We start from the raw sequence: 21,927 nt of genomic DNA, 5'->3' as shown, positions 1-21,927 counted from the left end.
GGCTCGGCGGGTTTTTCGGCGCGCGCCGCCCGCTCCGCCCGCCCCCCCCCCCCCCCCCCGCTACCGGAATCACCCGCCCCGGCAGAAGGCGGCGTAATCGATATAGCCCGGGAACGGCACGCCCGGCGCGCAGACCGGGCACTGTGGGTCCGGGCCGATGCCGGTTTCGCGGAAGCGCATGCCCAGTGCATCGAAACGCAGCAGACGCCCCACCAGGGGCTCGCCGATGCCCAGCAGCAGCTTCGACACCTCGGTGGCCTGCAGCACGCCGGCCAACCCTGGCAGCACGCCCAGCACGCCGGCCTCGGAACAGTTCGGCGCGAACTCCGGCGGCGGCGGCTCCGGGAACAGGCAGCGGTAGCAGGGCGCGACGCCGCGCTGGCGGCCGGCGTCGAACACGCTCACCTGGCCGTCGAAGCGCTCGATTGCCGCATACACCAGCGGCAGCCGGTGCTTGATGCAGGCATCGTTGAGCAGATAGCGCAGCGGGAAGTTGTCCGAGCCATCCAGCACCACGTCCACCCCGTCCAGCAGCGCGTCGACGTTGTCGGAGGTGACCCGCTGCGGCACGGCTTCAATGTCGATGGCGGGATTCAGCGCCAGCAGGCGCTCGCGTGCGGAGTCGACCTTGAGCTGGCCGACACTGGCTTCGGTATGCACGATCTGGCGGTGCAGGTTGCTGCGTTCGACCCGGTCGTGATCGGCAAAGCGCAGGTGCCCGACCCCGGCGGCGGCCAGGTAGAAGCCGGCCGGTGCGCCCAGCCCGCCCGCACCCAGCACCAGCACACGCGACTGCTGCAGGCGACGCTGGCCCGCCTCACCGACCTGCGGCAGCAGCAGGTGGCGCGAGTAGCGGTCGAAGAAATCACGGTCGGCAGCGCTGGCCACGGGCTGCACCAGCGGCAGCGCCTGCTCGCGCCAGGCCACGGTGCCCCCTGCGACCGACGCCACGTTCGCGTAGCCGGCATCGAGCAGGGCCTGCGCGGCGTCGGCCGAACGCTTGCCGGTCTGGCAGATCAGCAGGATTTCCTGTTCCGGGCGTGGCAGGTGCGCGGCCGGGTCGGCCTGCAGTTCCGCCCTCGCCACACCGCGGGCGCCTTCGGCCATGCCACCGGCGCGCTCGTGCGCCTCCCGCACGTCTATCAGCACGGCGCCATGGGCCAGGCGCTCATGCGCCTGCGCGGGGGAAAGCTCTCGGATGCTCATGGCGCCATTATCGCGCAGGCCCTGCCCACGGAGCGTCCCCGGGGTCAGATCCCTTTTCCGTCGGGAAAGGGATCTGACCCCATTCCCCGACAAACGAAAAAGGCGGCCCTGCGGCCGCCTTTCCGGTTACTTGCCCTTGACGTGTTTCATCAAGCGCCGCTTGGCCTTGATCTGCCGCTCGGTCAGCACGTTTTTCTTGCCCTCGTACGGGTTGGCACCTTCGCGGAACAGGAACACCACCGGCGTACCGATCAGCTTGAAGCGCTTGCGGAAGAAGTTCTCCAGGTAGCGCTTGTACGACTCCTGCAGCTCCTTCAGGCGCGTGCCATGCACGATGAAGGTGGGCGGGTTCGCGCCGGCCGGGTGCACGTAACGCAGCTTGGAGACGTGGCCACGGATGGTCGGCGGCGGGTTGGTCTCGTAGGCCACTTCCAGCGCCTTGTTCACTTCGCTGGTGGTGAACGTCTTGTTCGCCGATTCGTGGGCGCGGTGCACCGCACGGAACAGCTCACGCAGGCCCGAGCCATGCTTGGCCGAGATGCGTACCGATTCCGCCCACGGCACGAAGCCCAGCTTCAGCGACAGCATGGTTTCGGCCTGCTCGCGCTGGTACTCGGTCAGGCCATCCCACTTGTTGATGGCGATCACCAGGGCGCGGCCGGCGTCGAGCACGGCCCCCAGCACGGTGGCGTCCTGGTCGGTCACGCCTTCGGTGGCGTCCAGCATGAGCACGGCCACCTGGCACTGCTCGATGGACTGCATGGTCTTGACCACCGAGAACTTCTCGACCACCTCGTCCACCCGCGAGCGGCGACGCAGGCCGGCGGTGTCGATCAGGCGGTATTCGCGGCCATCGCGTTCCAGGTCCACCGCGATCGAATCGCGGGTGGTGCCGGGCACGTCGGAGGCGATCATGCGCTCCTCGCCGAGGATGCGGTTGACCAGGGTCGACTTGCCCACGTTGGGGCGGCCGACAAAGGCGATGCGCACACGGTTCGGATCGTTGTCCAGCTCTTCGCCACTGCCCTCTTCCGGCAGGCGCTGGATCACTTCATCGAGCAGATCGTCCAGGCCCTGACGATGCGCGGCCGAAACCGTCAGCATCTCGCTGAAACCGTAGCGCGCGAATTCCGAGCGCACGGCCATCTCGTCGGTGCCGTCGATCTTGTTGATGAGCAGCAGGGTCGGACGCGACAGCTTGCGCAGCCACGACAGGATCTCGTCATCCAGCGCCGACGTGCCCTCGCGGGCATCGACGACGAACAGGATCAGGTCGGCTTCGGCGGCAGCGGCCCGGGCCTGACGCGTGGTAGCGCCCGCCAGGCCCTCGTCTTCCCCGGCGATACCGCCGGTGTCCACGACGAGGAAATGATTGTCCTCGTCGAGGCGGCAGACGCCGTAGTTGCGATCACGGGTGACGCCGGGCTGGTCATGGACCAGGGCGTCACGGGTGCGGGTCAACGCATTGAAAATGGTCGACTTGCCGACATTCGGCCGTCCAACCAGGGCGACCAAAGGCAGCATCGCGATTACTCCGTATTAATTTGCCAACCGGAAGGCGGTCAGCTTGCCATCCACGTTCTGCACCAGCAGCACCCCGTCGACGACGATCGGCTGGGCCAGCAGAGCTTCACCGCCGCTCTTGGCCCGCGCCGCCATCGCGCCATCGGACGTCTGCAGCCAGTGCACGTATCCCTTGTAGTCGCCGACCACCACGTAGTCGCCGTGCAGTGCCGGGCCGGTCAGCAGGCGCCGGGCGAGCCCGGTCTGCGACCACATCGCCGCGCCACTGGCCTTGTCCAGGCCGAACACGCCACCCTTGTTGTCGGTGACGAACACATTGCCCGACGAGACCGCCACGCCACCGGCACCGCCGTGGTCGCGCGCCCACAGCGGGCGACCGGTCGGGCCTTCGATGGCCATCGTCTGGTTCTTGAAGCTGCTCACGAACAGCGTGTTGCCATCGAGCACCGGCGCACCGTCGATGTCGGCCATGCGCTCCAGCTCGGTGCGCCCTTCAGCGCTGCCCACGTTCTGTTCCCACAGGGTGCGGCCATCCTGCATGGCCAGCGCGGCGATGGCGCCGTCATCCCTGCCGATAAACAGCACGCCCGGACCGGTCACCACCGGCGCATTGCCACGCACGGTCAGCGCCGGCAGTTCGCTCGGGTTGAACCAGCGCTGGGTGCCGTTGCCCACGTCGAAGGCGGTGATGCGGCCGTCGTTGCTGCGCACGAACACCATGCCCTGGGCCACCGCCGGCGCGGCGATCACTTCGCCGGGCACGCGGGCGCGCCACTTCTCGCTGCCGTCATTGATGTCCAGCGCGATGACCTGGCCGTCGAGCGTGCCGATCACGACGAGGTTCTCGCCAACACCCGGGCCACCGGACAGGCGCAGCTTGTCCTTCTTCTTTTCCTTCTTCGGCTCCCAGGTCCAGACCTTCTTGCCGGTCTGCAGGTCGATGGCGTGCACGCCACCGGTGATCGCCGCAGCGAACACGTGACCGTTGGCCACCGCCGGGCCCTGGCGCACGCCGATGCGACGCTCACCCTTGCCCAGATTGACCGACCAGGCCTTGTTGACCTTCAGGGTCGGCTCGAACTTGACCAGTTCGGCCGGCTCCTGCGCCTTCTTCGCTTCCGCGTCCTTGCCGGCGAACCAGCCCTTCATGGTGCTGCAGCCGGACAGCGCCACGCCGAGCAGCAGCACGGTGGCGACGCGGGTGATCATGACCTTCTGACTCATCAAACCGACTCCGCAGGGGCGGCGACGGTGCCGCCGGCGTCCATAACCTTGGTTTCCAGCAGGCGCCGCTGCGGCGCCGCCACGTCCAGCGTCTTCAACGCCTTCTCGTACTGTTCGCGGGCGGCATCGCGCTTGCCCTGGGCCATCAGCGCATCGCCGTGGATCTCCAGGCTGCCGCTGTCGGTGGCGCTGCCCAGCAGGGAGATGGCCTCGTCAGCCTTGCCGGTAGCGACCAGCAGGCGGGCCACGCGCTGGTCGACCACGCGCTGCAGGTCACCTTCGACCTTCACGCTGCGCAGCGTCGCCAGGGCTTCTTCGTTCTTGCCGGCGTCGACCTGGGCCTTGGCCAGCTGCAGCGCCGCGAGCTCGCCGTAGATGCTGGAGGGACCGGCTTCGAGCGCCTTCACCGCCTTGGCGGCGTCGTCGAGCTTGTTCTGCTGCAGACCCACCAGTGCCTTCTGGTATTCGACATTGGCCGAGGCCAGCTTGCCGCCCTGCTGCGTCTGCCACCACTGCCAGCCGGCGATGGCGCCGATGGCGATGGCCACGCCACCGATGATGCTGGCGCCATTCTTCCGCAGCCAGCTGCGGACGCGTTCACTTTGTTCGTGCTCGTCGAGCAGATCGTCGATCGCCATGCGTACTCTCGCCCCGCCCATCGGGAGGGACCATTGGGATTATCGAAGGTGGTGAAACCGCGCCTCAGTGCGAAACCGGGACCACGGAGCCTTCAGAGGATACCTGAAAGCGTGCCACGTTGGCTCGCTGGTAGGGCGCCAGATCGACGATAGCGCCGTTCTGCTGAACCTGGACCGCCGAGGCGTTGCCCAGAGTGACCCGGGTCACCTGGCCCGGGGTGAAGCTTCGGCTCTCGCCCGACCGGATCAGCGCCTTCTCGACGGTGCTGCCATCGGGGCCGCCGATGTCGACCCAGCTGTCTCCGTTGAACTGCATCTCCAGCGTGGTGCCGGCACCCGCCGCAGTGGCGGCCGGACGCGGGACCGGCGCCAGCGAGGCGACGTACGGGGTCGCGGCCGGCTTGGCGGTGGACGCCACCGAGGTCTCCGTCGATGCCACCGGCTCGGCGCCGTCGGCGGCGGGGGTGACCGGCACGGTCGCCGGGATCACGTCCAGCGAGGCGGTGTTCGGCGACGGCGTGCCGCCATCGAAATGGCCGCGCGTGGCGAACCACACCGGCACGGCCAGCACCGCGGTGATGCCGACATACAGCACGCGCCGGCCGAGGTTCTCGGCGATCCGGCGCGCACGCGGGGTATGGGTATGGCTGACCAGGGTCGGCGGGACCACCGGGCCCACCTGGGCCTGCTCCAGCAGTTCGCTCACATCCACATTCAGCAGGCGCGCATAGCTGCGCAGCTGGCCGCGGACGAACACCGGCGCACCGAGCTTCTGCCACTGTTCTTCTTCCAGCGACCTGACCACCTGGACCGGCATGCGCAGCCGCTGTCCGACGTCGTCAAGGGTCAGTCCGGCCGCCTCGCGGGCCTGGCGAAGGCGGGTGCCACAGCCGGCCGCAGTCTCGAGAGCGCTCACAGTCTGGTCATCAATCACAATGCATCAACCCTGGAGTTAGGAGCCCGCATCCTGCGGAAATTCCTGTCGAATCCGCTGCAGATAGCGATCGGATGCTGCGTGATCGCCCAGCCGCGCCTCGATTTGAGACGCAAGTTGTAACACGGAACGTGTTGCGGGTGCAGCCGAAATCCTGCGCTCGGCGAAGGCCCGGGCCTCCATGTAGCGGCCCTGGCGGAAGCTCAGCTGGGCCATCGCCTCCAGGGCGACCGGGTTGGCCGGAGCCACCGCGAGTGCGGCACGCAGGTCGCGCTCGGCCCGTTCGGGCTGCCCCGCGTCGAGCGCACAGCCCCCCGCGTTGGCCTGCGCCTCGGCGGGCGTGGCATAGCCCGGCGCCTGCAGCGCACGATCGAACCACACCAGCGACTCGGCGGCCTGCCCCTGCTGGCACAGCCAGGCGCCATAGTTGTTGAGTACGTCACCGCGCTGCGGGGCCAGCTCTGCGGCCCTGCGGAAGCCCTCGCCCGCCTGCCGGGTGCGGCCGCGGCGGTCATCGATGCCGGCCAGCAGGACCAGTGCGTCAGGCTCGTCGGGCTGCAGCTTCAGCACCTGGCGGGCCTTGCTCTCGGCACCGTCCAGATTGCCCAGCTGCATGTCGCGCGAGGCCAGCACCAGCAGGTCGTTCACGCGCACCTGGCGACGCACGCCGTCCGGGTCACGCACCGAATAGACCGGCGCTTCGCTGGGACCGAGCCGGCCCTTGGGCGTGGAGGAGCAGGCACCGACCGCCATGGCCAGCACGCCCGCAAGCAGCGCCAGCCGGAAGCGGTCAGGCGGCCGCATCGCTCCCCTTCCCCGCCTGCAGCGTCTTGTTGAACTCCGCCTGGCGGCGGGTGCGGTCCATCACCTGGCCCTTGAGCTGGCCACAGGCGGCGTCGATGTCGTCGCCGCGCGTGCGGCGGACCATCGTCAGCACGTTGCTGTCGAGCAGGATCTTCTGGAACGCGCGGATGTCGGCTTCCTCGGAACGCTCGTAACGGGTGCCCGGGAACGGATTGAACGGGATCAGGTTGACCTTGCCCGAGTCCTTGGCCTGCACCGCGTTGTCGAACTGGCGCATCAGCCGGGCCAGCTGGCGGGCATGCTCGGGCTGGTCGTTGATGCCCTTCATCAGGGTGTATTCGAAGGTCACCGACTCGCGACGCTTGTTGGCGCGCAGGTAGCGCGCGCACGAGGCCATCAGCTCGGCGATCGGGTACTTCTTGTTCAGCGGCACCAGCGTCTCGCGCAGCTCGTCGTTCGGTGCGTGCAGCGACACCGCCAGGGAGACATCACTCTCGCTGGACAGGCGGTCGATCTGCGGCACCAGGCCGGACGTGGACAGCGTCACGCGCTTGTTCGCCAGGCCATAGCCCAGATCGTCGCGCATCACGCTCATGGCACGCACGACGTTGTCGAAATTCATCAGCGGCTCGCCCATGCCCATCATCACCACGTTGGTGAGACGGCGCATCTGGTGCGGCACGTTGCCCAGGTGGCGCGCAGCCACCCACACCTGGCCGATGATCTCGGCGGTGGTCAGGTTGCGGTTGAAGCCCTGGGTGGCAGTGGAGCAGAACGTGCAGTTCAGCCCGCAGCCGACCTGCGAGGACACGCACAACGTGCCGCGGGTCTTGTCCGGGATGTACACGGTCTCGATGGCGTTCTTGCCATCCACGCCCATCGCCAGCAGCCACTTGTGGGTGCCGTCGGCGGAGGGCTTGTCGAACACGATGTTGGGAACGACGACCTCGGCATGATCCTGCAGCTTGGCGCGCAGGACCTTGCCGAGATCGGTCATCTCATCGAAATCGGTCACGTAGCGGTGGTGGATCCACTTCATCACCTGGTGGGCACGGAACTTCTTCTCGCCGAGAACCTCGACGAAAAACGTCTCCAGGCCCGCGCGATCGAGGTCGAGCAGGTTCTGCTTGCCGGCCGTGGGTGCCGACTTCGGCAGCGGCTGGATGGCGGGTGTCTGTACGACCTCGTTCACGGCATCACTCTCAGCGCGAGACGACTTCGGTCGCGGCGAAGAAGTAGGCGATTTCGATCGCGGCATTCTCGACCGAGTCCGAGCCGTGGGCGGCATTGGCATCGATGGATTCAGCGAAGTCGGCGCGGATGGTGCCCGGCGCGGCTTCCTTCGGATTGGTGGCGCCCAGCAGGTCGCGGTGGGCCAGCACGGCGTTCTCGCCTTCCAGGGCCTGGATCATCACCGGGCCGGAGATCATGAACTCGACCAGAGCGTTGAAGAACGGACGCTCGCGGTGCACGGCGTAGAAGCCTTCGGCTTCACGGCGCGACAGCTGCTTGTACTTGGCGGCGACGACCTTCAGGCCGGCCTTTTCAAAGCGGGCGTAGATTTCGCCGATGACGTTCTTGGCAACGGCGTCCGGCTTGATGATCGAAAGGGTGCGCTCCAGCGCCATGGGATGTCTCCAATGGAATCGGGCCGCTGATGGCCCGAAGGGTACATGAAAAAAACCCGCGTCGGAACGCGGGCTTAGCCTGATAAACGTAGGCGAATTGTAAAAGATAAAGCGGCGCGGTGGTAGTGCGCCCCTGGCTGGCGGCTCGTGGCGCCGGGGTCCGAGCCCCTGCGGGGATCCGCCCCCGGCTGTACCCCATTCACCCACCTGAGTGAAATCTGACCGGACCCCGCGTTTTGCTGCACTGCAAAATGCCATACGCTACCGTCTGGTTCTAGTATCAAACAATCGTTTGATTAAGGTCCGCCTGCCGATGGCCAAGCCCGCCCACTTCTCGACCAAGGACCGGATCCTCGGTGCCGCGGAGGAGCTGTTCGCCCTGCACGGCTTTGCCGGCACGTCGCTGCGCCAGGTCACCAGCCAGGCCGACGTCAACATCGCCGCCGTCAACTACCACTTCGGTTCCAAGGAAAACCTGGTCAACGAGGTGTTCCGCCGTCGCATGGACGAGATGACCGGCGCCCGCATGGCCCAGCTCGAACGCGCCCGCAGCGAACACCCCGGTGAACTGCGCCCGGTGCTGGCCGCCTTCGTGGAGCCGGCGCTGGCGCTGGCCCAGGACCGCCAGAGCGGCGGCGCCTTCGTCCGCGTGATCGCCCGCGCCTACGCCGAGAAAAACGACAACCTGCGCAAGTTCCTGTCCGACCATTACGGCCACGTGCTGCGTGCGTTCGGCAAGGCCATCGCCGAGTGCGTGCCTGACCTGAGCAAGGAAGAGCTGTACTGGCGGCTGGATTTCCTGGCCGGCTCGCTCACCTACGCCATGGCCGATTTCGGGCTGATCAAGCGTCCCGCCGGTGTCACCGAAGCGGCGCATCGTGCCCAGGCAGCCCACGAGCTCATCCATTTCGCCGAAGCCGGGTTCCGCGCCGCCGCACGCAGCGGCAGCGCCCTGCCCGCCTCCGCCTGATTCCACCCAGTAACTGCTGACCAACAAAGGCCCTTACACCATGTCCAATTCCCTGCTAGTCCGCCGCGCCGCCGTGCTGGGTGCCGGCGTCATGGGTGCCCAGATCGCCGCCCACCTCACCAACGCCGGCGTCGACACCGTGCTGTTCGACCTGCCCGCCAAGGAAGGTCCGGCCGATGGCATCGTGCTGAAGGCAATCGCCAACCTGGGCAAGCTCAGCCCGGCGCCGCTGGCCAGCAAGTCGCTGGCCGAAGCGATCACCCCGGCCAACTACGAGTCGGGGCTGGAGCAGCTGAAGGACTGCGACCTGATCATCGAGGCCATTGCCGAGCGCATGGACTGGAAGCAGGACCTTTACAAGAAGATCGCACCGTTCGTGGCCGATCACGCCGTGCTGGCGTCCAACACCTCCGGCCTGGGCATCAACAAGCTGGCCGACGTGCTGCCGGAACAGCTGCGCCACCGCTTCTGCGGCGTGCACTTCTTCAATCCGCCGCGCTACATGCACCTGGCTGAGCTGATCCCGGCCTCGACCACCGATGCCGCCGTGCTGGAAGGCCTGGAAGAGTTCCTGGTCACCACCCTGGGCAAGGGAGTGGTCTACGCCAAGGACACCCCGAACTTCATCGGCAACCGCATCGGCGTGTTCTCGATCCTGTCGACCATCCACCACACCCAGCAGTTCGGCCTGGGCTTCGATGAAGTCGATGGCCTGACCGGGCCGCTGGTCGGGCGCCCGAAGTCGGCGACCTACCGCACCTCCGACGTGGTCGGCCTGGACACCATGGCGCACGTGATCAAGACCATGGGCGACACCCTGCCGAACGACCCGTGGCATGAATTCTTCAAGTCGCCCAAGTGGCTGGACGCGCTGATTTCCAAGGGCGCACTGGGCCAGAAGACCGGAGCCGGCATCTTCCGCAAGGTCGGCAAGGACATCGTCGTGCTCGATCTGGAAAAGCAGGACTACCGTCCGGCCGACCGCAGCGCCGCACCGGAGGTGGTCGAGATCCTGAAGATCAGGAACCCGGCCGAGAAGTTCGCCAAGCTGCGCGAGAGCCAGCATCCGCAGGCACAGTTCCTGTGGGCGACCTTCCGCGATCTGTTCCACTACAGCGCCTACCACCTGGCCGACATCGCCGAGACCGCGCGCGACGTCGATCTCGCGATCCGCTGGGGCTACGGCTGGTCGCTGGGCCCGTTCGAGACCTGGCAGGCCGCGGGCTGGAAGCAGGTCGCGCAGTGGATCGCCGATGACATCGTCGCCGGCAAGAGCATGAGCAACGCCCCGCTGCCGGACTGGGTCTTCGATGGCCGCGACGGCGTGCACGCCGCCGAGGGCAGCTACAGCCCGTCGCGCAACGCCAAGCTGCCGCGCTCGTCGCTGCCGGTGTACCAGCGCCAGCGCTTCCCGGATCCGCTGCTGGGCGAAACGTTCGCGCCGGGCGAGACCGTGTTCGAGAACGATGGCCTGCGCATGTGGCACGACGGCGACGGTATCGCCGTGGTCAGCTTCAAGACCAAGATGAACACCGTCTCCGACCAGGTGCTCGATGGCCTGCAGGAATGCGTCTCGCGCGCCGAGAAGGACTTCCAGGGCCTGGTGATCTGGCAGCAGAAGGAACCGTTCTCCGCCGGTGCCGATCTGGCCGGCGCCCTGGGCCTGCTGCAGGCCGGCAAGGTCGACCAGTTCGAGCAGATGGTCGCCAACTTCCAGCGCACCAGCCAGCGCATCAAGTACTCGCTGGTGCCGGTGGTGGCTGCCGTGCGCGGCCTGGCCTTGGGCGGTGGCTGCGAGTTCCAGATGCACAGCGCCAAGACCGTGGCCTTCCTGGAAAGCTATATCGGCCTGGTGGAAGCCGGCGTCGGCCTGTTGCCGGCCGGTGGCGGCCTGAAGGAACTGGCCGTGCGCGCCTCGCAGGCGGCCGGGCCGGGCGGCGACGTGTTCGCCGAACTGAAGAAGACCTTCGAGACCGTGGCCATGGCCAAGGTGTCCAACTCGGCGGTCAATGCCAAGGAGCTGGGTCTGCTGCGCAGCACCGACAAGGTGGTGTTCAACAGCTACGAGGCGCTGTACATCGCCAAGGCCGAAGCCCGCGCGTTGGCCGAAGCCGGCTACCGTCCGCCGCTGCCGGCACGCCGCATCCAGGTGGCCGGCGACGTCGGCATCGCCACCTTCAAGATGATGCTGGTCAACATGCTGGAAGGTCGCTTCATCAGCCCGTACGACTACGAGATTGCAGAGCGCATCGCCACCGTGCTGTGCGGCGGCAAGGTCGATCGCGGCACCCTGGTCGACGAAGAGTGGCTGCTGACCCTGGAGCGCAAGCACTTCGTCGAACTGGCCCAGCAGGAAAAGACCCAGGCCCGCATCGCGCACATGCTCAAGACCGGCAAGCCGCTGCGCAACTGATTGATGGCGGATGCCGGCCCCGGGCCGGCATCACCTGCTGTGGCAGTCGAGCATGGCTCGACTCTACAAAACCTATTCGAGAGATCACTGCAATGACCAAGCAAATCCAGGACGCCTACATCGTCGCCGCCACCCGTACCCCGGTGGGCAAGGCGCCCAAGGGCATGTTCCGCAATACCCGCCCCGACGACATGCTTGCCCACGTGCTGCGCAGCGTTGTCGCGCAGGCGCCGGGCGTGGACGTCAACCGCATCGATGATGCGATCATCGGCTGCGCGATGCCGGAAGCCGAGCAGGGCATGAACGTGGCGCGCATCGGCGTGCTGCTGGCCGGCCTGCCGAACACCATCGCGGCGCAGACCGTCAATCGCTTCTGCTCCTCCGGCCTGCAGGCCGTTGCGCAGGCCGCCGATGCGATCCGCCTGGGCAACGCCGACCTGATGCTGGCCGGCGGCACCGAGTCGATGTCGATGGTGCCGATGATGGGCAACAAGATCGCGATGGCACCGAGCGTGTTCGACAACGACCATGTGGCCATCGCCTACGGCATGGGCATCACCGCCGAGAAGGTGGCCGAAGAGTGGAAGGTCTCGCGCGAAGAGCAGGACGCGTTCGCCCTGGCCTCGCACCAGAAGGCGATGGCTGCGATCCAGAAGGGCGAGTTCAAGGACGAGATCAGCCCGTATGAGATCGTCTCGCACCTGCCGGACCTGGCCGATGGCCAGCGCATCATCACCCGCAACAAGGTTGCCGATACCGACGAAGGCCCGCGCCCGGATTCCTCGGCCGAAGGCCTGGCCAAGCTGCGCCCGGTATTCCGCAATGGCCAGTTCGGTGGCACCGTCACTGCCGGCAACTCGTCGCAGATGAGCGACGGCGCCGGTGCCGTGCTGCTGGCGTCGGAACAGGCGATCAAGGACTACGGCCTGACCCCGCTGGCGCGCTTCGTCAGCTTCTCGGTGGCCGGCGTGCGCCCGGAAGTGATGGGCATCGGCCCGATCGCCGCGATCCCGAAGGCACTCAAGCAGGCTGGCCTGAACCAGGATCAGCTGGACTGGATCGAGCTCAATGAAGCCTTCGCCGCGCAGTCGCTGGCGGTGATCCGTGACTGCGGCCTGGACCCGGACAAGGTGAACCCGCTGGGTGGTGCGATCGCCCTGGGCCACCCGCTGGGTGCCACCGGTGCGATCCGTACCGCGACCCTGCTGCACGGCCTGCGTCGTCGCCAGCAGAAGTACGGCATGGTGACGATGTGCATCGGCACCGGCATGGGCGCGGCGGGTATTTTCGAGGCGCTGTAAGGTTCAAAGCGTTGCCGGCTGATTGCTGATGGTGGGGCCCGGGTGGGTGAGACTGCCCGGGACACGCCGTAAACCCGTCCTTGGGGGCTTGGCAGCGGCATCCATGCCGCTGACAGTCCCGGCCAGCCTCACCCACCCGTGCCACCCAACATTCCGCGCGGCGGAGGGTTCAGCAAAGGCAAGATCAAAAGCTGGGGTCAGATCCCTTTGCTGCGCAAAGGGATCTGACCCCAACAAGCAAAAAGGCAGCCGATGGCTGCCTTTTTGCTTTTGCTCTTGTCTTTGATTCCGCCCTTCCCGTCCGCGCCCGCAGGAAACTGTCGAGAGGGGGCGGATGGCCCTCTCCAAAACCGTTGGCGCCATGGGCCCGAGGCATGCCTCGGGCGGGTTGGGCAGGACGCCCAACCCCGGTCTTGCCGTGTGCGCAGGACAGCGCACACGAGCAAGGCGCCATCAAGCCCCCATGGATGGGTTTACGGCGTGTCCTGCAAAGGCCCACCCTTACCGCCCACCACGCATCAATCAAGGCGCCGCGAACGGAGCGCTTGATAAACCTTATTCCGCCAGCATCGCCGCCAGCTTCTCGCGCGCCGGGCCCGCCAGCTTCGGGTTGTCCAGCGCGAAGCGGATCGTCGCCTCGACCAGCCCCAGGTGCGTGCCGCAGTCGAAGCGGGTGCCCTCGAAACGGTAGGCATCGACCTGCTCGGTCTTCAGCAGCTGCGCGATCGCATCGGTCAGCTGGATCTCGCCACCGGCACCACTGCCGGTCTGCTCCAGCAGATCGAAGATCTTCGGGCTCAGCACATAGCGGCCGACCACCGCCAGATCGCTGGGGGCGTCCTCCGGCTTCGGCTTCTCCACGATCTGCGAGATACGGCCCTTGCGGCCATCGAAGGCCTCGGTGGCCACAATGCCGTAACTGGCGGTCTTGTCGTGCGGCACGTCCTCGACCGCGATCACGCTGGCACCGCTGGCCTCATTGAGGTCGGCCATCTGCTTCAACGCACCGTCGCCGCGGTTCCAGATCAGATCGTCCGGCAGCAGCACGGCGAACGGCTCGTCACCGATCACGGCCTTGGCACACAGCACCGCGTGGCCCAGACCCAACGCTTCGGCCTGCGTCACGAAGACCGCACGCACGCCGCTGGGCAGCACGTGGCGGATCATCTCCAGCTGCTCCTGCTTGCCAGCGCGCTCGAGCTTCTGTTCCAGCTCATACGCCTTGTCGAAATAGTCGGCGACCGCGTGCTTGTAGCGGTTGGTGATGAACACCAGCGTGTCACAGCCGGCTTCTATGGCCTCATCAACAGCGTACTGGATAAGCGGACGATCGATGATCGGCAGCATTTCTTTCGGCACCGTCTTGGTCGCCGGCAGGAAGCGCGTCCCGAGCCCTGCCACGGGAAAAACTGCTTTACGAATTCGCTTGCTCATTAGTGCCTGTTGGCCTCGCGTGTCGGAAACGGCACGACTTTAGCGGATGAGATGTAAGCATCCTGTTCGATTGGAGAAAACTCCGGCATCGTCGCGAACAGGATCTCCTGGATGGTGTCGATGTCGTAGCTGCTGATCGCTTCGCGCAGCTTCGGAACGTTGCCGAGCACCATGTCACGCGAGAACGCGCGCACGCCGGCTTCGAGGATCTTGGGGTGGGCGGTCGAACGATAGTCCTCGTCGGAATAGAACAGCGTCTCGTGCAGCTTCTCGCCCGGGCGCAACCCGGTGTAGATGATCGGAATATCCTTGTACGGCTGCTTGCCGGCCAGCCGGATCATCTGCTCGGCCAGCACCCGGATCGGCACCGGCTCACCCATGTCGAGCGTATAGATGGCGCCATGCGACGCCGAGGCGGCCGCCTGCAGGATCAGCTGGCAGGCCTCGGGAATCGTCATGAAATACCGGCTGACCTCCGGGTCGGTGACCGTGACCGGGCCGCCCTTGAGGATCTGCTCGCGGAACAACGGCACGACGCTGCCCGCCGACGCCAGCACGTTGCCGAAGCGCACGGTGACGAAGCGGGTATGCGTGGACTTCTGGTCCAGGCTCTGGCAGATCATCTCGGCGTAGCGCTTGCTGGCACCCAGCGCATTGACCGGATCGACCGCCTTGTCGGTGGAGATGAACACGAAGTGCTCGACGTGTGCCTCCAGGCAGGCACGGGCGACGTTCTCCGTGGCCAGGATGTTGTTGCGCACCGCCTCGCGCAGCTGCCGTTCCAGTACCGGCACATGCTTGTAGGCGGCAGCATGGAAGGCCGTATCGACCGGGTGCAGCGACAGCGCATGGCGGATCACTGCGGGGTCACCGCAGTCACCCAGCACGGCTTCGATCTCGATGTCGGGAAAACTGCGGCGCAGTTCGCCTTCGATGGTCAACAGCAGCAGTTCGCTGATCTCCAGCAGGACGATGCGGCCTGCACCGTGGCGCGCGCACTGGCGGCAGAGTTCTGAACCGATCGAACCACCGGCACCGGTCACCATCACGGTGCGCCCGCCCAGCCAGCCACGGATCAGGTTCCAGTCCGGCATGATCGGCTTGCGGCCCAGCAGATCCTCGATCGCCACTTCCTTCAGCTGGCCCGGCAGCGACTGCCCCTGCAGGATGTCACTGAGCTTGGGCACGGTGCGGAACGGAACCCCGGTGCTCTCGCAGATGGCGACCACGCGCTGCATGCCGGCGGCATCCAGCGACGGAATGGCGATGACCAGCAGCTTGGCTGCGGTTTCGCGGGCCACGGCCGGCGCATCGTCCAGCGTGCCCAGGATCGGCAGGCCCTGCAGTTTCGCGCCGCGCAGGTGCGGGGCGTCATCAAGCAGGCCGACCGGCTCGAAATTGCCGGAACGGCGCAGATCGCGGACCAGCGTTTCAGCGGCCTGGCCGGCACCCAGGATCAGCACCCGGCGCGCGCTCGAATCGGACTGCAGCGCCTGGTAGTCCTTCCATGCGCGATACAGCAGGCGCGGGGCACCCAGCAGGGCCGACAGCGCGAAGGGATAGATCACCAGCACCGACATCGGCACGCCGTTGAAGCGCTTCCACATCAGCACCAGGACGATGGCGACCATGCCGATGAAGCTGGCTTTGAAGATGTTCAGCAGGTCGCTGACGCTGGCAAACCGCCACAGGCCGCGATACAGGCCGACGCGCCAGAACACCAGTCCCTGCAGCAGCAGGACCAGGGTGGTATCGACATTCCACAACGGCAGCGCAGGCGCGTCCGGCAGGATCGAGTAACGACCGGCGTGGAGCAGCTGCCAGCATGCCCAGACCATGAACAGGTCGTGGCAGACAATGGCCGTACGCGGCAACAGGCCGAGGATTCTATCCCGCCAGGGTGAAGACATATTTCAAGGAGTTCCTTGTCGGTGGCGCATTCCATTGCGCAGGAGGAGCCACAGCATGCTCAGCGTGATGAACCAAGCAATTGCCACGACAGCCTCCCACCTCGGCTGCAGATTCGAACTGACATTGAACACTGTAATGCTGAATAGGCCCAAAACAAAGTACATCCCTGTCACCAGGGCGTGGCTGGCTCCTGCCTGCACAGCGCGCTGATAGACGTGCTGGGTGTGGGGTTCCATCCAGCGTTGTCCGGAAATGATGCGCGCCAGCAGTGTGAAGCCCGCGTCCACGAGGAACGGTGACAGCGGCACCAGCAGGAGGATCCAGTTGATGTCCGTGCGCAGGCTGGCCACGGCCACGACGGCCGCCACCGCGTAGCCCAGCGCTCCGCTGCCGACATCCCCGAGGAAGATGCGTGCGCGCGGAAAGTTGAAGGGCAGGAAACCCACGCAGGCCAGCCCGAGGGCGATGGCCAGCAATGACCACGGCCAGGGCAGCACCGGAGCGAACCCCAGCGCGACCACGATGGCCTGGCTGCTGGCAATGCCGTTGATGCCATCCATGAAGTTCCAGATGTTGATCAACGAGGCGGTGAAGAACAGCACCAGCAGGGCCAGCAGCCAGCTGCCGCCGTGGATCTTCACCAGCCCGGCCAGCAGGCCCGCAGCAATGAAATGAACAAGCAGCCTGCGCATGGCCGGCAGCGGGCGATGGTCGTCCCACCAGCCGATGCCGGCGACCAGCAGCAGGCCGGCAGCGGCGACCAGCAGGCTCGGCATGGCCTGCGGCCACGCCCACATGGCCACGGCTGCGGTGGCCAGCAGGCTGATGACAATGGCGATGCCGCCGCCGCGTGGCGTGGCGACGCTATGGCTGCGGCGTTCCCCGGGGTGGTCCATCAGCTGCCGGCGCAGCGCGTAGCCGCGCGCCGCCCAGGTCAGGGCGGCGCTCAGCAGGGCCAACGCCAGCAGCGCGCCCATCACGAGCCAGGGCATGATTCAGAGCACCGCGTAGTTCAGCAGCGGCTTGACCGTACCCCATTCCTTGCAGCTCGGGCACTGCCAGTGGTGGGTGCGCGCGCCGAAGCCGCAGCGTGTGCAGCGGTAAGCCGGATTGCGCACCAGCAGCTGGTCGGTGATGTGCTTGAGATCGTGCAGGGTGGCGGTGGAATCGGCACCTTCGGCGAGGGTCAGGTCGATCAACGCCGATTCGCCGCGCACCGAGGGGCGGTCCTTGAGCTGGCGGCCCAGATAGGCGCGCGCAGGGGCGACACCTTCCTGTTCCTCCATCAGCCGGGTCAGCGCCAGCACCGGCGCGATACCGCGGTAGTGCTCGGTCATTTCCGAAAGGAAGGCGCGGGCGCCGCCCAGGTCGCCGACCTTGCGGTAGTTCTGCATCAGCGCCGGCAGCAGTTCCGGCAGATACTCCGGGTCATTGCGCGCAGCACGCTCGAAGGCTCGCACCGCCGCTTCGGGATTGCCGGCATCGCTCTCCAGGCGTCCTTCGATGATGCCGGCGCGCACCGACATCGCATCGGCCTGGTAGGCACGGGCAATGGCCGCCCTCGCCTCTTCCAGCTTGCCGGCGCCACGGAAGCGTTCGGCCAGCTCGCACTCGAACTGCCCGATCAGCTTGCCCATCGGCTCGCCGGTGACATCCTCGAAGCGGGTGGCGTTGTCGATCGCCTTCTCCCAGTCGCGCTCGGCCTGGTAGATCCCGATCAGGTGCTTGAGCGCCTGCGGCGCACGCTGGTCCAGCTGGGCCAGCTCGGTGAACACGGTCTCGGCGCGATCCAGCAGGCCGGACTTCATGTAGTCCTCGCCCAGCGCCAGCAGCGCCTGCACGCGCTGCGCATCGCTCAGATCGTTGCGGTTGACCAGGCCCTGGTGCAGGCGGATGGCGCGGTCCACTTCGCCGCGGCGACGGAACAGATGGCCCAGCGCGACCTGGGTCTCGAAGGTTTCCTTGTCGAGCTCGGCGATGTGCAGGAACAGCTCGATGGCCTTGTCCGGCTGCTCGTTGAGCAGGTAGTTCAGGCCACGGAAGTAGGTGCTGGACAGTCGGCTGACCTGGTTGTCACCGTGGCGCTGACCGCCACGCCGTCCGATCACCCAGCCGGCCAGGGCGGCCAGCGGCACGAACAGGAAAAACCAGAACCACTCGGTGACGAAATCCATCTTCGATCAACGTCCGTCAAAAGATTGGGGGGAAGCGACCGGTGCCGGCGACGCGGCAGCGGACTTGTTGGCGCGGCGCAGCTGGCTGTAGAGCGGAACGACCACGCTCACCAGCACCAGGCCGGCGCCGACCACCACGCCCACCAGCAGGGCGGCGATCAATGCCACGCCGACGGAGGTATGCAGCTCGGTGAACAGCAGGTTGATCGACATCGCGGTCATGTTGACCGCACCGATGATCAATCCAAGGATCAGCACCGCCAGCAGGACCAGCAGACGAAAGACCTTCATGCGACAGCTCCAGGGGCGGGAGACCGTAGCTTATCCGACTCGCGGCTGGATTCGCACGCGGTGGCGCGACGGGACGCTCAGGCGGGATCGGCGTCCAGCGGCAGCACGCTGCTGACCCGCTCGCGCAGTTCCTTGCCCGGCTTGAAATGGGGAACGTGCTTGCCCGGCAGGGCAACCGATTCGCCGGTCTTGGGGTTGCGACCCAGGCGCGGCGGGCGGTAGTGCAGCGAGAAGCTGCCAAAACCGCGGATTTCGATGCGATCCCCGACAGAGAGGGAACCGCCCATCATTTCCAGCAACGACTTCACCGCCAGATCGACATCATCGGCCTTCAGGTGCGCCTGACGGCGCGCAAGGATTTCGATCAGTTCGGATTTGGTCATCACCGGCTCACATCAGGGGCATTTCAGCCTGAAACGGCCCGGGCAGTGCCCGGGCCGTCCAGGAAACAACGAACAACGGGCCCGATTACTCGGACTTGCTACCGTTCAGCTGGGCACGCAGCAGCGCGCCGAGCTGGGTGGTGCCACCCGAAGCGGACTGGTATTCCTCCAGCACTTCGCGCATTTCCGCGTCGTCCTTGGCCTTGATCGACAGCTGCAGGGTACGGCCCTTGCGGTCCATGCCCACGAACTTGGCTTCGACCTTGTCGCCGACCTTCAGGTGCTGGGTGGCGTCGTCAACGCGCTCGTTGGCGATGTCGCGAGCCGAAACGTAGCCTTCGATGCCGTCGGCCAGTTCGATCACGGCGCCCTTGGCGTCGACTTCCTTCACCACGCCTTCGACCTTGGAGCCCTTCGGATTGGCCGCCATGTACTGGCCGAACGGATCCTGCTCCAGCTGCTTCACGCCCAGGGAGATGCGCTCGCGCTCCGGGTCGACGGCCAGGACGACGGCGTCCAGGGTATCGCCCTTCTTGAAGTTGCGAACGACGTCTTCGCCGGTGGTGTTCCAGCTGATGTCGGACAGGTGGACCAGGCCATCGATGCCGCCGTCCAGGCCGATGAAGATGCCGAAGTCGGTGATCGACTTGATCTGGCCGGACACCTTGTCACCCTTCTTGTGGGTGGCAGCGAAGGTTTCCCACGGATTGGCGGCAACCTGCTTCATGCCCAGCGAGATGCGGCGACGCTCTTCATCGACGTCCAGCACCATCACTTCGACCTCGTCACCGACCTGCACGACCTTGGACGGGTTGACGTTCTTGTTGGTCCAATCCATCTCGGAGACGTGCACCAGGCCTTCGACGCCCGGCTCGATCTCGACGAACGCGCCGTAATCGGTGACGTTGGAGACCTTGCCGAAGACGCGGCTGTTGGCCGGGTAACGACGGGCGATGTTGTCCCACGGATCTTCGCCCAGCTGCTTCAGGCCCAGCGAAACGCGGTTGCGCTCGCGGTCGAACTTCAGCACGCGCACGTCCAGCTCGTCGCCGACGTTCACGACTTCGGACGGATGGCGCACGCGCTTCCATGCCATGTCGGTGATGTGCAGCAGGCCGTCGATACCGCCCAGGTCCACGAACGCGCCGTAGTCGGTCAGGTTCTTGACGACACCCTTCAGGATCGCGCCTTCCTGCAGCTTGTCCATCAGCTGCTCGCGCTCTTCCGAGTGCTCGCTTTCGACGACAGCGCGGCGCGAGACCACGACGTTGTTACGCTTGCGGTCCAGCTTGATGAGCTTGAATTCCAGCTCCTTGCCTTCCAGGTAGGCCGGATCGCGCACCGGGCGCACATCGACCAGGGAACCCGGCAGGAAGGCGCGGACATCCTTGATGTCCACGGTGAAACCACCCTTGACCTTGCCACTGATGCGGCCGGTGATGGTTTCGTTCTTTTCCAACGCTTCTTCCAGCTCGTCCCACACCATCGCGCGCTTGGCCTTCTCGCGCGACAGGACGGTTTCGCCGAAGCCGTTCTCGATGGAGTCGAGGGCGACCTTGACGATATCGCCTTCGGCGACATCGATCTCGCCAGCGTCGTTACGGAACTGTTCGATCGGCACGATGCCTTCGGACTTCAGGCCAGCGTTGATCACCACGACGTCGCCGCGGACTTCAACAACGGTACCGCTGACGATGGCGCCCGGCTTCAGCTTGGCCAGATTGGCCTGGCTGGCTTCAAACAGTTCGGCAAATGATTCGGTCATTAGATTTACTCTGTTGGACACATGGGTCGGTGGCGTCCCTTCGGGGATGGGCGACCGCCCGCCTGTTGGTCGACCCCGGAAAAGCAGGTCGTGTGTGAAGTAGGAAAACCGCCACGCATCATTGCGCGACGGAGCTTGTACAGCACTGCTATTGCGCGACCACCACCGATGCGGCTGGCAGTGCTCCCGCGCGAACGGATCAGGCAGCCGGAACCGGAAGCAGATCCATCACTCGGGCAACGACATCTGCGATGCCGATGCCTGTGGTGTCGATGAGGACGGCATCGTCTGCCGGCTTCAGGGGCGCCACGGTACGCTGAGCATCACGGGCGTCGCGGGCCATGATCTCGCGCAGGAGGTCATCAAAGTTAACAGAAACCCCCTTGTCTTTCAACTGCTTATGCCGGCGCTCGGCGCGCTCTTCGGCACTGGCGGTCAGGAACACCTTGTAGGGGGCATCCGGGAAGATCACCGTACCCATGTCGCGACCGTCCGCGACCAGGCCCGGCAGCTCCCTGAATGCGCGCTGCCGCTCCTTCAGGGCCGCCCGGACTTCGGGAATGGCCGCGATGGCCGACGCCAGCGCGCCGGTGGTCTCCAGCCGCAGTTCGTCGGTGGCATCGCTGCCATTGACCAGGACCCGCATCGCATCACCCTGTTCAACAAACTGAACATGGGTATCGAACGTGCACCGCACCAATGCCGAGGCGTCGGAGGTATCGATGTCGGCCCAGCTGGCGGCCACGCCCACCGCCCGGTACAGGGCGCCTGAATCCAGGTAATGCCAGCCCATCCGGCGCGCCACGATGCGGCTGATGGTACCCTTGCCGGCCCCTGATGGGCCGTCGATGGTCAGGACGGGAGCGAGTGGATTCATGGGGGTCCCAGTACGTGTGAAGGGGGCATTCTAGCCCCTGCCAGACACCCCGCGACGGATCTTTTGTGCAACCACTTGAAACCATGAGGAAAAGCCCGGTAGAATGGCGGGCTTGAACGAGCGTCAACTGCCGATTGTCTTTCGCATATCGCGGCCACGCTCCACCCGAACAACTACTGTTTACGCCGAGGTATGCCATGAAAGTCCTGTCCTCCCTGAAGTCGGCGAAGGCCCGTCACCGTGACTGCAAGGTCGTCCGTCGCCGTGGCAAGATCTTCGTGATCTGCAAGTCGAACCCGCGTTTCAAGGCGCGTCAGCGCTGAGCCCAACAGCCTTCGTGGCTGCGGCTGGTCCCGCGCGGGACCGACCCGATGCAAAAAGCCGCCTTCGGGCGGTTTTTTGTTTATGCGGCTTTTTCCTGCCGATTTTGCTGTAATCGCCTTTCTTGAC

General features: G+C 66.0%; 20 protein-coding genes. 4 read left to right on the top strand and 16 right to left on the bottom strand.

Features of this window, described 5'->3' with window-relative positions; all coding sequences use genetic code 11:
* Positions 1-69 precede the first annotated feature (69 nt).
* The 8 genes from moeB to ndk form a co-directional block, all read right to left on the bottom strand.
* Positions 70-1,206, bottom strand: coding sequence for a molybdopterin-synthase adenylyltransferase MoeB (gene moeB, locus ABE543_RS16985; RefSeq protein WP_346475930.1), 1,137 nt, complete (start codon positions 1,204-1,206; stop codon positions 70-72).
* A gap of 126 nt (positions 1,207-1,332) precedes the next feature.
* A complete protein-coding gene (der, locus tag ABE543_RS16980) occupies positions 1,333-2,730 on the bottom strand; it encodes a ribosome biogenesis GTPase Der (RefSeq protein ID WP_053520183.1) in 1,398 nt (465 codons plus the stop codon).
* 15 nt (positions 2,731-2,745) lie between these two features.
* The gene (bamB, locus tag ABE543_RS16975; RefSeq protein ID WP_053520184.1) at positions 2,746-3,954 is read right to left on the bottom strand and encodes an outer membrane protein assembly factor BamB; all 1,209 of its coding nucleotides are present in this window, start codon (positions 3,952-3,954) and stop codon (positions 2,746-2,748) included.
* The gene (locus ABE543_RS16970) at positions 3,954-4,592 is read right to left on the bottom strand and encodes a tetratricopeptide repeat protein (protein ID WP_346475929.1); all 639 of its coding nucleotides are present in this window, start codon (positions 4,590-4,592) and stop codon (positions 3,954-3,956) included. Before ABE543_RS16970 ends, bamB begins: the two co-directional genes overlap by 1 nt.
* Positions 4,593-4,656: 64 nt before the next feature.
* Positions 4,657-5,526, bottom strand: coding sequence for a RodZ domain-containing protein (locus ABE543_RS16965; RefSeq protein ID WP_065175051.1), 870 nt, complete (start codon positions 5,524-5,526; stop codon positions 4,657-4,659).
* An 18-nt stretch (positions 5,527-5,544) separates the two neighbouring features.
* Positions 5,545-6,330: a type IV pilus biogenesis/stability protein PilW gene (gene pilW, locus ABE543_RS16960; RefSeq protein WP_065181337.1), complete on the bottom strand. Its 786-nt coding sequence runs from the start codon at positions 6,328-6,330 to the stop codon at positions 5,545-5,547.
* Complete coding sequence (gene rlmN / locus ABE543_RS16955; RefSeq protein ID WP_053520188.1) at positions 6,317-7,522, bottom strand: 23S rRNA (adenine(2503)-C(2))-methyltransferase RlmN; 1,206 nt, start codon at positions 7,520-7,522, stop codon at positions 6,317-6,319. The genes pilW and rlmN overlap by 14 nt, the downstream gene beginning before the upstream one ends.
* A gap of 10 nt (positions 7,523-7,532) precedes the next feature.
* Positions 7,533-7,958, bottom strand: a complete 426-nt coding sequence (gene ndk / locus ABE543_RS16950; RefSeq protein WP_005409295.1) for a nucleoside-diphosphate kinase — start codon at positions 7,956-7,958, stop codon at positions 7,533-7,535.
* A gap of 313 nt (positions 7,959-8,271) precedes the next feature.
* Here ndk and ABE543_RS16945 point away from each other — a divergent pair, with 313 nt between their 5' ends.
* The 3 genes from ABE543_RS16945 to ABE543_RS16935 all read left to right on the top strand — a co-directional run bounded on the left by ABE543_RS16945 (position 8,272) and on the right by ABE543_RS16935 (position 12,642).
* Positions 8,272-8,928: a TetR family transcriptional regulator gene (locus ABE543_RS16945; RefSeq protein WP_065175050.1), complete on the top strand. Its 657-nt coding sequence runs from the start codon at positions 8,272-8,274 to the stop codon at positions 8,926-8,928.
* Positions 8,929-8,968: 40 nt separating this feature from the next.
* A complete protein-coding gene (locus tag ABE543_RS16940; RefSeq protein WP_128989545.1) occupies positions 8,969-11,341 on the top strand; it encodes a 3-hydroxyacyl-CoA dehydrogenase/enoyl-CoA hydratase family protein in 2,373 nt (790 codons plus the stop codon).
* Positions 11,342-11,433: 92 nt separating this feature from the next.
* On the top strand, positions 11,434-12,642 hold the full coding sequence (locus ABE543_RS16935; RefSeq protein WP_053520191.1) for an acetyl-CoA C-acyltransferase: 1,209 nt from the start codon (positions 11,434-11,436) through the stop codon (positions 12,640-12,642).
* Between the two features lie 555 nt (positions 12,643-13,197).
* On the opposite strand, the gene galU is transcribed toward ABE543_RS16935, so the two are convergent.
* From galU to cmk, 8 genes are all read right to left on the bottom strand, one after another.
* A complete protein-coding gene (gene galU / locus ABE543_RS16930; protein WP_346475928.1) occupies positions 13,198-14,076 on the bottom strand; it encodes a UTP--glucose-1-phosphate uridylyltransferase GalU in 879 nt (292 codons plus the stop codon).
* Positions 14,076-15,986, bottom strand: coding sequence for a nucleoside-diphosphate sugar epimerase/dehydratase (locus ABE543_RS16925; protein WP_053517731.1), 1,911 nt, complete (start codon positions 15,984-15,986; stop codon positions 14,076-14,078). The genes galU and ABE543_RS16925 overlap by 1 nt, the downstream gene beginning before the upstream one ends.
* A 3-nt stretch (positions 15,987-15,989) precedes the next feature.
* Complete coding sequence (locus ABE543_RS16920) at positions 15,990-16,979, bottom strand: glycosyltransferase family 4 protein (protein ID WP_053517733.1); 990 nt, start codon at positions 16,977-16,979, stop codon at positions 15,990-15,992.
* 3 nt (positions 16,980-16,982) lie between these two features.
* Entirely contained in the window at positions 16,983-18,161 is a 1,179-nt protein-coding gene (gene lapB, locus ABE543_RS16915; protein ID WP_053517734.1) for a lipopolysaccharide assembly protein LapB, read from the bottom strand.
* Between the two features lie 6 nt (positions 18,162-18,167).
* Complete coding sequence (locus ABE543_RS16910; protein ID WP_253118805.1) at positions 18,168-18,452, bottom strand: lipopolysaccharide assembly protein LapA domain-containing protein; 285 nt, start codon at positions 18,450-18,452, stop codon at positions 18,168-18,170.
* A 77-nt stretch (positions 18,453-18,529) separates the two neighbouring features.
* Positions 18,530-18,835, bottom strand: a complete 306-nt coding sequence (locus ABE543_RS16905) for an integration host factor subunit beta (protein WP_053517737.1) — start codon at positions 18,833-18,835, stop codon at positions 18,530-18,532.
* 85 nt (positions 18,836-18,920) lie between these two features.
* Positions 18,921-20,600, bottom strand: coding sequence for a 30S ribosomal protein S1 (gene rpsA, locus ABE543_RS16900; RefSeq protein ID WP_053517739.1), 1,680 nt, complete (start codon positions 20,598-20,600; stop codon positions 18,921-18,923).
* 199 nt (positions 20,601-20,799) lie between these two features.
* A complete protein-coding gene (cmk, locus tag ABE543_RS16895) occupies positions 20,800-21,477 on the bottom strand; it encodes a (d)CMP kinase (RefSeq protein WP_053517740.1) in 678 nt (225 codons plus the stop codon).
* A gap of 197 nt (positions 21,478-21,674) precedes the next feature.
* Between cmk and ykgO the strand changes: the two genes are divergently transcribed.
* Positions 21,675-21,800, top strand: coding sequence for a type B 50S ribosomal protein L36 (gene ykgO / locus ABE543_RS16890; protein ID WP_005409283.1), 126 nt, complete (start codon positions 21,675-21,677; stop codon positions 21,798-21,800).
* Positions 21,801-21,927: the final 127 nt, after the last annotated feature.

This window comes from Stenotrophomonas sp. TWI169, from assembly GCF_039674705.1.
Classification (GTDB): domain Bacteria; phylum Pseudomonadota; class Gammaproteobacteria; order Xanthomonadales; family Xanthomonadaceae; genus Stenotrophomonas; species Stenotrophomonas maltophilia_P.
The sequence above is the reverse complement of the archived record's forward strand: the minus strand, read 5'-3'. Positions and strand labels throughout refer to the sequence as shown.

Bases quoted from the DNA above. Each gene is read 5' to 3' on its own strand.
- moeB (WP_346475930.1), bottom strand. From the start codon at position 1,206: ATGAGCATCCGAGAGCTTTCCCCCGCGCAGGCGCATGAGCGCCTGGCC.
- der (WP_053520183.1), bottom strand. From the start codon at position 2,730: ATGCTGCCTTTGGTCGCCCTGGTTGGACGGCCGAATGTCGGCAAGTCG.
- bamB (WP_053520184.1), bottom strand. From the start codon at position 3,954: ATGAGTCAGAAGGTCATGATCACCCGCGTCGCCACCGTGCTGCTGCTC.
- ABE543_RS16970 (WP_346475929.1), bottom strand. From the start codon at position 4,592: ATGGCGATCGACGATCTGCTCGACGAGCACGAACAAAGTGAACGCGTC.
- pilW (WP_065181337.1), bottom strand. From the start codon at position 6,330: ATGCGGCCGCCTGACCGCTTCCGGCTGGCGCTGCTTGCGGGCGTGCTG.
- ndk (WP_005409295.1), bottom strand. From the start codon at position 7,958: ATGGCGCTGGAGCGCACCCTTTCGATCATCAAGCCGGACGCCGTTGCC.
- ABE543_RS16945 (WP_065175050.1), top strand. From the start codon at position 8,272: ATGGCCAAGCCCGCCCACTTCTCGACCAAGGACCGGATCCTCGGTGCC.
- ABE543_RS16940 (WP_128989545.1), top strand. From the start codon at position 8,969: ATGTCCAATTCCCTGCTAGTCCGCCGCGCCGCCGTGCTGGGTGCCGGC.
- ABE543_RS16935 (WP_053520191.1), top strand. From the start codon at position 11,434: ATGACCAAGCAAATCCAGGACGCCTACATCGTCGCCGCCACCCGTACC.
- galU (WP_346475928.1), bottom strand. From the start codon at position 14,076: ATGAGCAAGCGAATTCGTAAAGCAGTTTTTCCCGTGGCAGGGCTCGGG.
- ABE543_RS16925 (WP_053517731.1), bottom strand. From the start codon at position 15,986: ATGTCTTCACCCTGGCGGGATAGAATCCTCGGCCTGTTGCCGCGTACG.
- ABE543_RS16920 (WP_053517733.1), bottom strand. From the start codon at position 16,979: ATGCCCTGGCTCGTGATGGGCGCGCTGCTGGCGTTGGCCCTGCTGAGC.
- lapB (WP_053517734.1), bottom strand. From the start codon at position 18,161: ATGGATTTCGTCACCGAGTGGTTCTGGTTTTTCCTGTTCGTGCCGCTG.
- ABE543_RS16910 (WP_253118805.1), bottom strand. From the start codon at position 18,452: ATGAAGGTCTTTCGTCTGCTGGTCCTGCTGGCGGTGCTGATCCTTGGA.
- ABE543_RS16905 (WP_053517737.1), bottom strand. From the start codon at position 18,835: ATGACCAAATCCGAACTGATCGAAATCCTTGCGCGCCGTCAGGCGCAC.
- rpsA (WP_053517739.1), bottom strand. From the start codon at position 20,600: ATGACCGAATCATTTGCCGAACTGTTTGAAGCCAGCCAGGCCAATCTG.
- cmk (WP_053517740.1), bottom strand. From the start codon at position 21,477: ATGAATCCACTCGCTCCCGTCCTGACCATCGACGGCCCATCAGGGGCC.
- ykgO (WP_005409283.1), top strand. From the start codon at position 21,675: ATGAAAGTCCTGTCCTCCCTGAAGTCGGCGAAGGCCCGTCACCGTGAC.